This is a genomic window from Gordonia sp. N1V (genome assembly GCF_029269935.1).
Taxonomy (GTDB): Bacteria; Actinomycetota; Actinomycetes; order Mycobacteriales; family Mycobacteriaceae; genus Gordonia; species Gordonia polyisoprenivorans.
The window spans coordinates 289,948-304,526 of sequence record NZ_JARJDD010000004.1 but is presented as its reverse complement, the minus strand read 5'-3'; the positions used below and the strand labels follow the sequence as shown (position 1 = coordinate 304,526).

The window sequence follows — 14,579 nt, the reverse complement described above, 5'->3', positions numbered from 1 at the left end:
CATGAGCGAGCGAAAGCGGCCGCTGCGGCTCAACTTCCTCCTGCACCTCGACAACGATCTACCGGTGGCCCAGGCCTACCGCGAGACCATCGACATCTTCGTCGCCGCAGAGGAATTGGGCTTCGACTCGGGCTGGGTGATCCAGCGGCACTTCCGGCAGGGCAAGGAACAGATCTCCGCACCGCTGGTGGCACTCGGAGCAATCGCCCAGCACACCAAGCGGATCGGGCTCGGAACCGGTGTGCTCGTCCTGCCGCTCGAGGACCCGCTGCGGGTCGCCGAGGACGCCGCCACCGTCGATGCCCTCTCGGGTGGACGGCTGCAACTCGGTGTCGGGTCGGGCCCCTTCCCGGGCGCGTGGGAGGCGTTCGGGAAGGACCTGGCCGATCGTCAACGGATCTTCGGGGAGTCGGTGTCGCGCCTGCACGAGGTGTTGGAGGGTGCACCGGTCAATGCGGCGGGCGAATCCCTGTACCCGCCGGGCGACGGTGTGCGCCGCCGACTGTGGCAGGCCACCACCAGCAACCCGGACTATGCGCACGCCTCCGCCGCGGCGGCCGCGCTCGCCGGTGACGGTCTGCAGCTCTCGCGGGCCAACGCGTGGAGCGGCGGGACGGTCGAGGACGCGCAAGCCGCGCAGGCATCGTGGATCTCGTCGTATCGAGCCGCGTGGACCGACACCCGGCACCCGCCACGAATCCAGGTGTCGCGGGCCGTCTATCCACATCCCGACCGCGCCGAAGCGGTCCGGCTCGTGACGCCGGGCGTCCATCGGTGGCGGAGCTGGAGTACCTCGGGTGCCCCCAAACATGCGCAGAGTGTGGAGGAGTACCTGGCCGCCGACCGCGCGCTGCTGGGCCCGGCCTACTCCATCGCCGAGGCGCTGGCCGCCGACCCCGCGGTCGGTGAGGCCACCGATCTGCTCATCAGCTTCGTCCCCGGGGTGCCCGACCTCGACGAACATCTCCGACTGCTGGAGTCCACCGCCCGAGACCTGGCGCCGCTGCTGGGGTGGACACCGTCCGAAAGAAGCCAGGTATGACCGGATTTCACCTCACCATCTCGTTGATGACGCCGGGTCACTTCCGGCAGGCGTGGCGGCTGCCGCACGTCGATCCGCTCGCCTACCTCGACATCGACCACTTCCAGCGGCTCGCGCGGATCGCCGAGGCCGCCACCATCGACGCGGTGTTCCTCGGGGACGGCCCCGCGCTGCGCGGCGAGATCGCCGAAGCTCCTGGTACCGGTCTGGATCCGGCTGTGCTGCTCGGCACTCTGGCCGCGGTCACCGAGAACCTGGGCATCGTGGCCACCGCGTCGACCACCTACAACTCGCCCTACAACCTGGCGCGGCGCTTCCAGGCACTCGATCATGTGACCAAGGGGCGCGCAGCGGTCAACATCGTCACCACCGGAACACCGGCGGCCGCAGCCAACTTCGGCCTGCCCGCCCACCCTGACAAGGAATCCCGGTATCGGCGGGCATCGGAGTTCCTGGAGGTCGCCACACGACTCTGGGACAGCTGGCAACCCGACTGGCTCATCGCCGACAAACAGTCCGGTCGCTATGCCGACACGGCGAAGATCGCGTCGATCGACCATGTGGGGGAGTTCTTTTCGGTGGCCGGGCCGCTGCCTGTCGCGCCCGGCCCGCAGGGGCGCCCGGTGATCGTGCAGGCCGGTGGTTCCGAGGGCGGACTCCGACTTGCCGGTCAGTACGCCGACGTCGTGTTCACCGTCGCCCAAACAAAAGACAAGGCAACAGCATTCCGTGACGAGATCCGACGCCGCGCCACCGCGGACGGACGTCATCCCGACGACGTCAAGGTGTCGCTCGGTGTCGTCGTGCTGGTCGGTGCGACGGCCGACGAGGCGGCGCGACGCGCGGACGAACTCTACGCGACCCTGCCGATCGACCGGCTCACCAACGAGCTGGTCGCGAACCTCGGTCTGCCACCGGGATCGTTCGGCCCCGATGACCCGATCTCGATCCATGATCTGCCCGATGCCATCCCGGGTACCGCGTTCTCGACCGGCTTCAGTGTCTCGACCCGCGCTCTCATCGCGCAGTCACCGCGCACGCCACGGCAATTGGTGCAGTCCGGCGCCGGGGGTTCCGGCCACCGGCTGGTGGTCGGTTCACCCGAGCAGGTCGCCGACGACCTGCAGTCCTGGTTCGAGGCCGGCACCGCCGACGGATTCACGATCATGCCCGCCGACACCTCTGTCGACTTCGAGAACTTCGCGACGCTCGTCGTCCCGATCCTGCAGGAACGCGGTCTGTTTCACCGTACGTATCCCGCACGCACACTCCGCGAGCGCTTCGGGCTGCCGTTCCCTCAGTCCCCGGCCACCCACGCCCCATGCAGCCCCGCCGGCACGCGGATCGGCAGGTCGACCGTTGCGATCGGTCCGTCGGCCGGCCGGTCGGCGTCGAGGAGATAGAACCTCGAGCGCATCGACTCGGTATCGGTGCCGATCGCACCCCAGTAGTCGTGGCCCTCGCCCGGGATGAAGATCGGCTCACCGATGGCAACACCAGGGGTCCAACAGGTTTCGGTGTCGGCGGCCAGGTCGTGGAACCAGAGGCTGTCTCGGACGCCGCTGTCGTGGGGTCCGTGCCCGACGGTGGCGATCCGGCGATGGTTCTCGGTGAGCAGCCTGTCGTCGACGCGCGGGAACTCCATGTTGTGTGCGTGGTCGCTCAGGACGGTCCGGACGATCCCGCGGTTCGGGTCGATCACCGCGCGGGTCAGGGGCGACGACGCCGGGCGCTTCACGTCGGCGAAGCCGCCGGGGTAGGTCCACTCGACGTAGTCGACGGTGACGGTGCCGTCGGCATTGTCGAAGGCGTTCGCGAAGTGCCACACCCAGAACGGATCGGTCTGTACCCACCGGATCGGGCCGCCGTCGCGGGGGATCAGCGCGATCCGGGTGCCGTCGTCGGGACGCCACGACAGCAGCGAGCCACCGGTGAGCATCGCCTCGATGTCGAAGACGAGCGGGCACACGAACAGCACCACATAGCGTTCGGTGAGCGCCATGTCGTGAATCATCACCGGCTCGGTCAGCCCGTCGACGGGAGTGGGTGTGCGGGTGACCGTTCCGTCGGCGGCGATCACCGACCACGTGAGGTACGGCGCGTCGAGGGCGTAGTTGAACAGGACCAGCTCGCCGGTGGCCGGATCGAGCTTAGGGTGGGCGGTACTGCCCACGGTCATCGCGCCCGCGCAGTCGGTCGGGCCGAGCGTCGAGAGGTCTGCCGGGTCGAGCAGAAAGGGGCGGTCGGATTCGGCCATCGCCATCAGACGTCCCGAGTGCGAGACGATGTTGATGTCGGGCAATTGGCGGAAGGTGCCCGCGAGCTCCGGTCCGACTTCGTCGGCGCCCGGCGCGTAGCCGTCGGTGATTCCCGACCAGAGTGCTTGTCCGGCAGCCTCTTCGGCGACAACCATCGGGGTGCGGACAAATCTGTTGGTGTAACGCACCGCGCCGTCGGCGATGCTGATGCGGTGCACCATCGCGTCGCCGTCGAGCGGATAGACGTAGGAGCCGATCGGGTCGAAGCGGGGGTTGGGGCCGTTGCGAAGATAGCTGCCGCGCAGGTTGTTTGGCAGGTCACCGTGGACGGTGAGGTCGGCGACGTCGACCTCCTCGCGTTGCGGGGCGAACACCCCGGTGAGGTGGCTGTGGTGAGCGAGGTCGACCGGGGCCGGCCGGGTGGAGGGCGAGGTGAGACTCATGGCGGGCGCCTTTCAGGCCTGATGCGAGGAGGTGGCGGTGGCGGGGACCTGGGCACCGGCGATGCGCTGGGTCTGCTTGACGGCCAGGACGATCAGCACGATCGGGATCACCCAGTTGAGGATGACGTTGCCCGGAGCGGTGCCGGGTGCGGCGTGGTCGGCGAGAACTCCGGCGACGACGTGGGAGCAGCCCATGAGGAACACCGCGCCCGCCCACACCAGGCTGATCCGACGGTTCTTCTCACGGAAGATCGGTGAATGCCACAGTGCCGGATCGACGCTCTCGCGGGCGTACTGCTCGGTGAAGGGAATGGTGAATGCCGAGATCAGCATGATCGCGGCCAGCACGAATGTCAGTCCGCCGCGCGCGAAGTTGGTGAGTGTGACGTTGAGTTGATCGCCGGCGAAGAGCCCGACCACGGCGAGGATGCCGAAGACGGCGATGGCGGTGACGTCGAGGATCTTCCAGCTGCGGCCGCGGAAGGCGCCCCACGCGGCCATTGCGAAGGCAATCGCGCACGCGACCCCTGCGGCGAGGGCGACGTTGTCGCCGGTGTTCTGGGCGACGAGCGAGAAGACGAACCAGGGGGCGAGCCCCAGGATCATGAGGAGTGCGTTCATGGCGTGTGTCCTTGTCGGAGTGGTCGGCCGGTGGTGTGCCGTTCTGTTGTCCACTCTCGTCCGTGCCGATGACGCAGACATCTGTGTCATCACTGAGATTTCTCTGCAAACCACGGAGATTTCTCTGCCAACGGGACCTGGGTCGGGTCAGTCGCGATGCCGTCCGGCGACGTAAGCGGCCAGCTCGACGCGGGTTTTCAGCCCCAGTTTCGCCAGTGCGTGCGACACATGGGTCTGGACGGTGCGCGGCGAGATGAACAGTTGGTCGGCGACGTCGGCGCCGGAGGCTCCCGTCGCCACCAGGTCGGCGACGGTGCGTTCGGTGGGCGTCAGACTGTCCCAGCCGTGGGTGGGCCGGTCGCGGACCGTGTTCGGGTCCATGCGTACACCCATCGGCCGCAGGCGGGAGACGATCCGGGATGACGCGGTGACCGCGCCCATGCCCTGGGTGAGCATCAGCGCGGTCCGCGCGTACTCCCGAGCGGCTTCGGTGTCACCCAGAGCTGCTGCGGCACAAGCAGTTTCTTCCCAGGCGGAGGCCTCGACCAATTGATCGCCCGCGGCGTGCAGGACCTCCGCCGATTCTTGGCCCACCTCGACCACCGCGCGCAGATCACGGCGCCCGAGCGACGCATCGCAGCGGGCGCCGGCCAACGCCGCGACGGCTCGGAGGTAGGGCAGCTCGGTGGCTCCGGATGCGGCGAGGCCGTCGGCGACCGCCTCGACGAGGCCCAGGTCCTGGGCTCGGGTGCCGATCCGGGCGAAGTCGAGGGAGAACGTCGTGGCGTGGGTGAACAGCCGTCGCTGCATCAGTGAGGCCCAGTTGGCGCTGGCCGCCGCGGCGGCGGGACGCAGTTTGCGCCGGGATTCCAGCAGCAGGGTCTGCACGCGGTCGTGCACCTTGATGCCGAACTGGTCGGGCGCGTCGCCGGATGACCAGTCGTCGAGTCGTGCGGCTGCTGCGGCGAGGTCACCGCGCAGGACGTCGATCATCGCGCGCCCGCCGTCGGCCAGCGACGTCCACCCCATGTCGGCGCCGGCGGCCAGCTCCAGTCCGGCATCCCAGGTGGCGGCCGCATTGTCGAGGTGTCCGAGTCCGAGTTCTATTCCTGCCCGGGTGAATTCGTGATATGCGGTCATCCAGTCGGTGCCCCGGCTGGTCCGTAGTCGGGTCATACCGGTGAGGAGATCGTCGGCCGCGGCCGGGCCGCGTGCGTAGAGTTCGATCAGCGGCGGCCAGATGTCGGCAGAGGTGGGGTGCGGTCCACGGCCGGCCGGGTCGGTGGTCTCGCGGGCCGAGGCCTGCAAGGTCAGCTGCAGCCCGGCGTCGAGATGTCCCAAGAGGAACAGACGCAGCCCCTCGGTGGTCAATCCGGGTGCCGAGCGTCGGCTCAGGTCGGTGGAGACGTCGATGAACGGGGTCGTCGGGACCGGCGAGAGCCCCTCAAGGAGCTCGACGTGTCGTCGGAGATCGCCGAGGCGTTCGGCGACGGCGTCGTCGATGGGCAACGCGAGGGTCTCGTCGACGAGCGCCCGGGCTTGGTGGGTCTCGCCGCGCGCGACGAGCGCGAACAGCTGGACGCCGCGCAGGCCGGCGAATTCCTCGGGGTCGGTGGTGTGCGCGAGCCCCTCGGTGGCGGTGGTGGCCGCGCGAGTGAGCTGACCGGTGCGCGCGAGGGCGACCGAGAGCGGCAGGTGCACGCCCGTTGCGGTGTCGCCCTGCCGGGCGAGGGGATCGAGGAGGTCGACGACCACTGCAGGTGAGTGGGTGAGGTCATCCCGAGCCCGGCGGACCGCGTCGGCGATGGCGTTCGGGTCGGTCCCGGAGGCTAGTCGGTGATGGGTTTCACGCTGGTGATCGCCGCGGGTCTGCGGCAGATCGGCGATGGCGTCGTGCAGGATCGTGCGGAATGCCGGCGCGAGCTGCTGGTAGGTGACATCGGCGTACAGATCGTGGGTGAACGACAGGGTCCCGTCGTCGTCGGTGGTGATGATGCCGGCGTCGGTGGCCGACTGGGCGGCACCGATCAAAGAGGCCGGCGCCGCGTTGTCGATGGCGGCGAGATCGACGAGTGTCGCCGGTCCACCCCACACCGCGAGCTTCTGCGTCAGATCGCGAGCCCGCGAATCCAGCAGGGCCAGATGCTCGGCGACGGCATCGCGATCGCCCGTCGACACACGGGCACTGGCCCCGGCGCCCAGGGTGGCGCGGCCGTCGGTGATGATCAGATCGCCCGACTGATCGAGGGTGCGCAGCAGCGAGATCGCGTGCATCGGATTGCCATGAGCCGCGGCGAGCGCGCCGAGCAGTGCGCGGTCCGGCTCGGCGCCGACGACCTCGCGGCACACTGCGGCGATCTCGTTGCCCGACATCAGCGGTAGTGACCATTCGCGCGCCGTCGGGCGAGCGGCCAAGCGGGTCAACAGTTCTCGCTCGGGCAGCGGTCGGCGTCCGACGATCACCACCAGTGGCAGATCACGCGCCGCCGCCGACAATCGCGTGAGCAGGGTGAGGGACTCCGCATCGGCATGATGCGCGTCGTCGAGGAACAGCGCGAGCGGACCGTCGGCACACATCGCATCAACCCGGTCGTACAGGCTGTCGCCGTAGCCGTCGGGGATCACCGCGGGCAGGTCGGCACCGACGAGTGCGGCGGCCACCGCGAACGGCTGCCGCCACGACAACTCGTGGGCCGAGGTCCACGTCGTCCGCACATCGACCTCGGACCGCAACTGCGCCAGCGTGTGCGACTTACCGGCACCCGGGCCGGCGGTGAGGATCAGCGTCGTCGGCGCCGGGGCCTTCGCGGCACCACGAGAGGTGCCGGTCGGCGCGAGTGCCGTGGACAGGGCCGCGCGAAGATCGTCGATCAGCTCGCGACGGCCCTGCTTGTGCACTCGCGCCATGGGGTTCAGGGTAGACGGACCCCCACCCTCAGAGCTGCGTCACCGACAACCCGCCGTCGTGGTACTGCGAGCGCAGGCGCTTCTTGTCGAACTTGCCGACGCTGGTCTTCGGGACCTCGTTGATGACCGTCCAGTTCTCCGGCAGCTGCCACTTGGCGACCTTGTCGGACAAGAACTCTCGCAGCGAGTCCGGCGTCGCATCCGAGCCCTCGCGCAGCACCACGGCCACCAGCGGCCGCTCGTCCCACTTGGGGTCGGGGACGCCGATGACGGCGGCTTCGATGACGTCGGGATGCCCCATGACGGCGTTCTCCAGATCCACCGACGAGATCCACTCGCCGCCGGACTTGATGATGTCCTTGGTGCGGTCGGTCAGCGTGAGGTAACCGTCGGGGGTGATGGTGCCGACGTCGCCGGTGCGCAGCCAGCCGTCGTCGAACTTCTCCGGGGCGTCGACGCCGTAGTAGGCGCCGGTGATCCACGGTCCGCGGACCTCGAGTTCGCCAACGCTCTCACCATCATTCGGCAACACCTTGCCGTCGTCGACGATGCGCGCCTGCACCGACGCCGGGAACCGGCCCTGCGTGTAGCGGTAGCGCCAGCGCTCCTCACCCTCGGTGCCGGCCGGCGGACGCGCGACCGACCCCAACGGTGAGGTCTCGGTCATGCCCCAGGCGTGCAACACCTGGATGTCGTGCTGCTCGGCGAAGATGTGCATCAGCGACGGCGGCACCGCCGACCCGCCGATGAGGACGTCGTGCATCGAGGAGATGTCCTGCGGATGCTGCTCGAGATACTGGTGCAGGCCCTGCCAGATGGTCGGGACGGCCGCGGCGAACGTTGGCTGCTCGGCGGCGATCAGGGCGGCCAGCGGTTCGGGCTGCAAGAACCTGTCGGGCATGATCAGCGACGCACCGATCATGAACGCCGCGTAGGGAAGTCCCCACGACATGGCGTGGAACTGCGGGACCACAGCCAGCGCACGATCGCCCTGCTTGAGCGCCGGGCCTTCGGTCATGCACACCTGCATCGAATGCAGATAGATCGAACGATGGGAGTAGGCAACACCTTTCGGGTCGCCGGTGGTGCCGGAGGTGTAACACATCGCGGCGGCGTCACGCTCGTCGACCTCGGGCCAGTCGAAGGTGCCCGGCTGATCGGCGATCAGTGCCTCGTACGAGTGGACCGTCATGCCCTCGGGCGCCTCGACGCCGGAGGTGTCCTCGCCGGTGACGATGATGTGCTTGACCGTCGTCAGCTCGGGCAGCTGCGGGTTGAGCAGCGGCAGCAGCGTCGGGTCGACGATGATGACGTGATCCTCGCCGTGGTTGGCGACGAACACCAGCTGTTCGGGGAACAGCCGGATGTTGAGGGTGTGCAGCACTGCGCCCATCGCCGGCACCGCCAGGTAGGCCTCGAGGTGCTCGGCGTTGTTCCACATGAAGGTGCCCACCCGCTGATCGCCGGTGACGCCGAGTCCGCGCAGCGCGTTGGCGAGTGCGGCGCTACGGCGCCCCACCTCGGCGTAGCTGCGGCGGCGCGATTCGGTTCCCATCCACGTGATGACCTCGGCGGTGCCGTGGACGGTGCTGCCGTGGCGCAGGATCTGCGCGATCGACAACGGGACGTCTTGCATGGTGCTGCGCATCAGTTCTCCTGATCGGTGGTGCCTGATTTACGAGGATGACATTGCACCCTGCGACCATGGGCGAGATTACGCCGATCACATCCGTGACCAGCATGCACACCTGCCACAGGCCTCCGCGTCATGCCCCGAGAATGTCGGAGCCCCTCGATACTCTCGGGCGCATGGCACCACTGCAGCCACTGGATATGGACGAGAGCTACCTCCGCGCGGAGTTCGACGGACCGACCGTCTCCCGCGGGATGGCGTATGCCAACGAGGGACGGATCTCTGGTCTCACCTGGACGGCGGACGGTCGGCATCTGGTGGGGCAGTGTGATGGCTCACGCGGCAAGGTCTATCGCGTCGAGGCCAGCTTCTCGAGAGTCGGCGGCGAATACGACCTCACCGACGCGTGGTGCACGTGCCCGGTTGGTGTCGACTGCAAGCACCTCGTCGCGCTGCTGTTGACCGCGAGTGCGGCCGCACAGCCGCGGCGCGCCACCACCTCGATCGCCCCCTGGCGACTGCTCCTCGACGGACTCGTCCGCGACGAGGCGACAACCACTGTCGGGACCGCACCGCTGGGCATTCTGATCGAGATGCCCGGCGGTGGACCGAAGAAGATGACCGGGCCCACCCTGCGTCTGGTAACGCCGGGAAAGAACGGCTCGTGGGTTCGCACCGGGGTGTCGTGGAATTCGATCGAGCCGGAGGTTCGGTCGGTGTGGGGATCGTCCGGACAGGACCGCGCGGTCGAGGATTTCGTGCCCGAGCACCTCCGCCGGGTGCGGGCCATCGGTCGTGCGATGCGGATCGGTGACCGCTACGCCCATGACCAGGTCTTTCGGCTCGAGGACGCACCTGCCGACATCTGGGACCTGCTCGCAGCGGCGGTCGACGCCGGGGTCGCGTTGGTGCCGCACGCCAAGACCACCCGCACCTCCGAGGTGCAACTGGTGAAGGAGTCGTCGGCGCAGCTGGTGGTGACGCGCGATGACGACGGACTCGTCGTCTCGCCGAACCTCGTGATCGACGGCCACATCTGGGACGGATCGCCCGCCGGGCTCCTCGGCGACCCCGAACCACACGGGATCTTCGCCCGCTCCGACAAGACGTTGCTCATGGGTCCGTTCACCCCGCCGGCGTCTATCGAGGCGCTCAAGAACTTGTTCGCGAATCGTTCGGCGCGCATCCCCGCAGCCGACATCGACGAGTTCGCCACCGAGATGCTTCCGCGGCTGGCCGAGTCGATGGCGGTCGAGGTGGTCGAGGATGCGCTGGTCGACGCCGAGGTCAGCGGCCCACAACTGCAGCTCACCGTCCGCTCCGACGACGAGGGCTCCGAGGTGACCTGGGAGGTCGCCTACGAGGTCAACGGACGCCAACGGGTCTTTCCCGTCGACCACCCGTCGCGGCTTCGTGATCTCGACGCGGAGCAGCAGGCGTGGGCGAGCATCAGGCCGCTCCTGATGCACGCGGCGACGCTGTGCGGCGACTGGCGGAGGCAAGCCGTCCGCCACCGCATCGCGTCGTCGAATCACGCGACGGACCTGAACCGCGCGACGGACCTGAACCGACTGCTCGTCACGCCGGCCAAGTCGCTGATCGAGGCCGCCGACATCCCGGCGCTCACCCGGCCGCTGCGATTCGCGCCGCTGGAGGCGGCGATGCTGCACGTCGAGGTGCTGCCACAACTCCGGGAGCTGGGGGTGGAGGTGATCTTCGAGGGTGAGGTGCTCGATTACCGTGAGGCGGACTCCCCACCGCAGATCTCGTTCGGCGGGAAGGACTTCGGCAATTCCGACTGGTTCGGGCTGACCATCACCATCGACATCGGTGGCAACAAGGTCGCCCTCGCCGACATCGTGCGGGAACTGTCCGGCGAGGCCACCCACATGCTGTTACCCAACGGCATCTACTTCGCGTTGGACAACCCGGAACTGAGGCGGCTGGCCGAACTCATCGACGAGGCCCGTGCGCTCGGTGAGCTCGAGAACGGAAAGGTACGCCAGCGCTCCCACAACGCCACCCTGTGGGACGAGCTGATGGCGCTCGGCGTCGTCGACAAGGAACTCGCCGTGTGGGAGAGGCGGATGAAACGCCTCGCCGCAGCGCAGCCGCCCGCACCGTGTGCGCTTCCCGAGGGCTTCACCGCCGAACTGCGCGACTATCAGGCCGAAGGGCTGAATTGGCTGAATTTCCTGTGGGAGAACCGGATTGGCGGCATCCTCGCCGACGACATGGGGTTGGGCAAGACGGTGCAGACCCTCGCGATGATCGCGACGGCACTACAGGAAGAACCCGACGGCCGATTCCTGGTGGTCGCACCCACCAGCGTCATCTCCAACTGGGCCGCCGAGGCGGCACGCTTCACGCCCGACCTCGAGGTCCTCACCGTCACCGCCACCAGCGCCCGCGTCGGGGTCCCGCTCGCCGAGCGGATCGCCGGCCGACAGATCGTCATCACCTCGTATGCGTTGATGCGCATCGGGTTCGAGGAGTTCGACGAGGCCGACTGGACCGGCGTCATCTTCGACGAAGCCCAGTTCGTCAAGAACCACAACTCCAAGGGCCACCAGTGCGCTCGACGCTTGCGGGCCGAGTTCAAACTCGCCATCACCGGCACCCCGATGGAGAACAACCTGATGGAGTTGTGGTCGTTGCTGTCGCTGACCGCGCCCGGGTTGTTCTCGTCACCGAAGACGTTCACCGAGTACTTCCGCAAGCCCATCGAATCCGGGGTGGAGCCCGAGCGGCTGGCGTTGCTGCGCCGCCGGATTCGGCCCGTGATGCTGCGCCGCACCAAGGAGCAGGTCGCCGCGGATCTGCCCGCCAAGCAGGAGCAGGTTCTCTCGATCGATCTGAACACCAAGCACGACAAGATCTATCAGACCCGCCTGACCCGGGAACGGCAGAAGGTGCTCGGGTTGCTCGGCGACTTCGACGAGAACCGCTTCGCGATCTTCCGGTCGCTGACCATGCTGCGGCAGCTGAGTTTGCACGCCGGACTCGTCGAGGATCAGCATGCCGGGATCGCGTCGGCGAAGATCGACTACCTGGCCGAACAACTCCCGGACCTCATCGCAGAAGGCCACTCCGCGTTGGTGTTCAGCCAGTTCACCGGATTCCTGCGGCTCATCGAGGAGCGGCTGGTCGATATGGGTCTCGACGTCAGCTACCTCGACGGGTCGATGTCGGCGACCCAGCGCGCCAAGGAGATCAAGCGCTTCACCAGCGGTAAGACGCAGGTGTTCCTGATCAGTCTCAAGGCCGGTGGCTTCGGGCTGAACCTCACCGAGGCCGACTACTGCTTCGTCTGCGACCCGTGGTGGAACCCGGCAACCGAAGCCCAAGCAGTCGACCGCGCCCACCGCATCGGACAGACCCGCCCGGTCAACGTCTACCGCCTGGTGTCGGCGGGCACGATCGAGGAGAAAGTCGTTGCGCTACAAGATCGCAAGCGCGAACTGTTCACCGCAGTGGTCGACGACGGCGACCTGTTCGGGTCGGCGATCGGCGCCGACGACATCCGGGAGTTGATCGGGGGGAAGTAGCGCGGTGGCCGATCCTGCACCAAGTGGTCGGACCGATTACGCTGTCGACGTGTCGGAGATGATGCCGGAGTCGCCGGGAAGTGGCCGCAAGTACATGCAGGTCGTGAACCAGGTGCTGACGGCCATCAGCGCGGGACGTCTGAGCCCTGGTGACCGCCTCCCCAACGAGCGGGATCTGGCCGTGGAGTGCGGGACGTCGCGACCGACGGTACGAGATGCGCTCCTGGCGCTGGAACTGTTCGGCGTCGTGGAGATCCGGCGTGGCTCCGGGTGCTACGTCACCGCGCAGGGGCATCGGATGCACAATCCCGCCCTGGGGTTGCTCGACGCCTCGCCGAACGAGCTCCTGGAGGCGCGGCTGCACCTCGAGCCAACGATGGCCCGGATGTGCGCGGGTCGTCTCAATCTCGACGAGATCCGCCGGCTCACCGCGCTCATCGACGCCTCGGACACCGCACAGACCCAGCAGGTGCTGCGTAGTGGTTTCGGCAACTACTTCCAGCTCAGTCAAGCGTTCCACTCCGAACTCGCCGGGTACTGCGGCAATTCGGTCATCGCCGGAGTGACCCGCCAGCTCGTGGACGTGGCGTCGCACCCGATGTGGGCGCTGCTGAACGGATCGAGCACGACGACCAACCAGCCCGACGTACAAGCCGACGAACACCGGGCGATTCTCGAGGCCATCGCCCTCGGTGACGCCGACGGCGCTGCCGAGGCGATGGAGCTCCACCTGCGCAGGATCGGTGGCGATCTCTTCGGCGCCGACGACTCGCCAATAGCCCGGGCACCTCGTCGACGCGGGTGAGCCGGGGGAGCCGGGGGCGGTGATAGCGCAGCGGTAGCTCTCTTGCCGACGTATGTCCACAGAATTGGTCCGACCACCTCTGTAATCATCAGTGATCTTTGCGTTACGGTCGGGCAATTGCGCGGCCATACCGTGATGCTTGTCGGTCGATGACCGTACGAATCATCGTCATTGAGATGGAGGAGCGCGTCCCATGCGCCGGAAACAATTCACCAGGACCCTCTCGACCATGACGGCCGCGGTCGCCCTGTCCGCGGCGTTGTTGACCGCCTGCGGTAGCGGCGACAGCGCGGCCTCGGACGAGATCGTCGTCGCATCGCCGCAGTGCGCGCACTGTCTTGCGATGTCGTTGCTTCCCGATCAGATGCCCGGGCAGAAGGTGACCTATCAGAACTTCACCAAGCTGACCGACCTCAGCACAGGTCTGGCGTCGGGCCGAATCAGCGTCGGGCAGATCGACTACACCGCGCTGGTCAGTTTGGCCTCCAAAGGGCTACCGATTGTGGCCATCAGCGGCCAGGTCAACGGCGGCTCGGATTTCGTCACCAGTCCCGCCCTGCACCTCGCTGAGAACGACTGGCCGGCCTTCGTGACCGCGGCCCGCAAGGCCAAGTCCGAGGGGCAGCCGCTCAAGATCGCCTCGCAGTTCGGCACCGTGCAAGATATCGAGCTACGACTCGAGTTGCCCGCCAAGGGAATCGACCCGAACACCGACGTCGAGATGACCAACGTTCCCTACGAGGGAATGGGACAGGCGCTGTCGAACGGGTCCGTCGACGCCGCTATCCCGGCACAGCCCTTCGCCGCTGAGATCATCGACAAGAAATTCGCCCAGCACTTCGCCTACCCCTATGACCAGCCGGCGGGTGACCTCACCAACGTCGTCGTGGTCAGCAAGACCTACCTCACCGAGCACCCCGACAAGGTCAAAGAGATCGCCAAGGGGATGAGCAAGCTCGTGCCGTATCTGAAAACCACTGCCGGACAGCAAGCGTGGGTCGCGGCTATCAAGAAATACACCAACGTACCCGACGCCGCGATCTCTGCGGCGATGCCGCAGCTCAGCCCGGACTACGACATGCCGATGAGTCAGATCGAGGCGATCGCCAACGCGATGTACGCACAGAAGCTGATTCCCGAGTCGCTGACCGCAGCGCAACTGCGCGACCACGTCGACTACACACCGCTGTCGGAAGCGACCGGGAGTTCACCCGCCGAACTCGGAGACAACCAGTGAGTGAGGTATTGGTGGTAAGTGACACACCGTCGGCCACGGGGGTGGTAGATCCGCCGGAGCCGTTGGCGCCCAAGCAACATCGACG

General features: G+C 67.5%; 9 protein-coding genes. 5 read left to right on the top strand and 4 right to left on the bottom strand.

Features of this window, described 5'->3' with window-relative positions:
- The first annotated feature begins 1 nt into the window (after position 1).
- Together P3L18_RS08035 and P3L18_RS08030 are read left to right on the top strand one after the other, a co-directional pair.
- A complete protein-coding gene (locus P3L18_RS08035) occupies positions 2 to 1,042 on the top strand; it encodes an LLM class flavin-dependent oxidoreductase (RefSeq protein WP_079930898.1) in 1,041 nt (346 codons plus the stop codon).
- Complete coding sequence (locus P3L18_RS08030) at positions 1,039 to 2,445, top strand: NtaA/DmoA family FMN-dependent monooxygenase (RefSeq protein WP_276113813.1); 1,407 nt, start codon at positions 1,039 to 1,041, stop codon at positions 2,443 to 2,445. The genes P3L18_RS08035 and P3L18_RS08030 overlap by 4 nt, the downstream gene beginning before the upstream one ends.
- Here the strand turns inward: P3L18_RS08030 and P3L18_RS08025 are convergent.
- The 4 genes from P3L18_RS08025 to P3L18_RS08010 all read right to left on the bottom strand — a co-directional run bounded on the left by P3L18_RS08025 (position 2,340) and on the right by P3L18_RS08010 (position 8,919).
- A complete protein-coding gene (locus P3L18_RS08025) occupies positions 2,340 to 3,743 on the bottom strand; it encodes a carotenoid oxygenase family protein (RefSeq protein WP_276113812.1) in 1,404 nt (467 codons plus the stop codon). The two genes, P3L18_RS08030 and P3L18_RS08025, sit on opposite strands and share 106 nt — an antisense overlap.
- A gap of 12 nt (positions 3,744 to 3,755) precedes the next feature.
- Entirely contained in the window at positions 3,756 to 4,364 is a 609-nt protein-coding gene (locus P3L18_RS08020) for a hypothetical protein (RefSeq protein ID WP_094601517.1), read from the bottom strand.
- 147 nt (positions 4,365 to 4,511) lie between these two features.
- Positions 4,512 to 7,271 carry a LuxR C-terminal-related transcriptional regulator gene (locus P3L18_RS08015; RefSeq protein ID WP_276113811.1) on the bottom strand — a complete coding sequence of 920 codons (2,760 nt, stop codon included), beginning with the start codon at positions 7,269 to 7,271 and terminating at the stop codon, positions 4,512 to 4,514.
- Between the two features lie 28 nt (positions 7,272 to 7,299).
- A complete protein-coding gene (locus tag P3L18_RS08010; RefSeq protein WP_079930894.1) occupies positions 7,300 to 8,919 on the bottom strand; it encodes a long-chain fatty acid--CoA ligase in 1,620 nt (539 codons plus the stop codon).
- Between the two features lie 161 nt (positions 8,920 to 9,080).
- Here P3L18_RS08010 and P3L18_RS08005 point away from each other — a divergent pair, with 161 nt between their 5' ends.
- The 3 genes from P3L18_RS08005 (at position 9,081) to P3L18_RS07995 (ending at position 14,494) form a co-directional block, all read left to right on the top strand.
- Positions 9,081 to 12,452, top strand: a complete 3,372-nt coding sequence (locus P3L18_RS08005; RefSeq protein WP_276113809.1) for a DEAD/DEAH box helicase — start codon at positions 9,081 to 9,083, stop codon at positions 12,450 to 12,452.
- A gap of 58 nt (positions 12,453 to 12,510) precedes the next feature.
- The gene (locus tag P3L18_RS08000; RefSeq protein WP_253194071.1) at positions 12,511 to 13,257 is read left to right on the top strand and encodes a FadR/GntR family transcriptional regulator; all 747 of its coding nucleotides are present in this window, start codon (positions 12,511 to 12,513) and stop codon (positions 13,255 to 13,257) included.
- Between the two features lie 229 nt (positions 13,258 to 13,486).
- Positions 13,487 to 14,494 (top strand): ABC transporter substrate-binding protein, encoded by a 1,008-nt coding sequence (locus P3L18_RS07995; RefSeq protein WP_172398899.1) that lies wholly within the window; start codon positions 13,487 to 13,489, stop codon positions 14,492 to 14,494.
- Positions 14,495 to 14,579: the final 85 nt, after the last annotated feature.

Coding starts and splice junctions, on each gene's coding strand:
- P3L18_RS08005 (WP_276113809.1), top strand. CDS start 9,081: ATGGCACCACTGCAGCCACTGGATATGGACGAGAGCTACCTCCGCGCG.
- P3L18_RS08020 (WP_094601517.1), bottom strand. CDS start 4,364: ATGAACGCACTCCTCATGATCCTGGGGCTCGCCCCCTGGTTCGTCTTC.
- P3L18_RS08035 (WP_079930898.1), top strand. CDS start 2: ATGAGCGAGCGAAAGCGGCCGCTGCGGCTCAACTTCCTCCTGCACCTC.
- P3L18_RS08010 (WP_079930894.1), bottom strand. CDS start 8,919: ATGCGCAGCACCATGCAAGACGTCCCGTTGTCGATCGCGCAGATCCTG.
- P3L18_RS08025 (WP_276113812.1), bottom strand. CDS start 3,743: ATGAGTCTCACCTCGCCCTCCACCCGGCCGGCCCCGGTCGACCTCGCT.
- P3L18_RS08030 (WP_276113813.1), top strand. CDS start 1,039: ATGACCGGATTTCACCTCACCATCTCGTTGATGACGCCGGGTCACTTC.
- P3L18_RS08000 (WP_253194071.1), top strand. CDS start 12,511: ATGATGCCGGAGTCGCCGGGAAGTGGCCGCAAGTACATGCAGGTCGTG.
- P3L18_RS08015 (WP_276113811.1), bottom strand. CDS start 7,271: ATGGCGCGAGTGCACAAGCAGGGCCGTCGCGAGCTGATCGACGATCTT.
- P3L18_RS07995 (WP_172398899.1), top strand. CDS start 13,487: ATGACGGCCGCGGTCGCCCTGTCCGCGGCGTTGTTGACCGCCTGCGGT.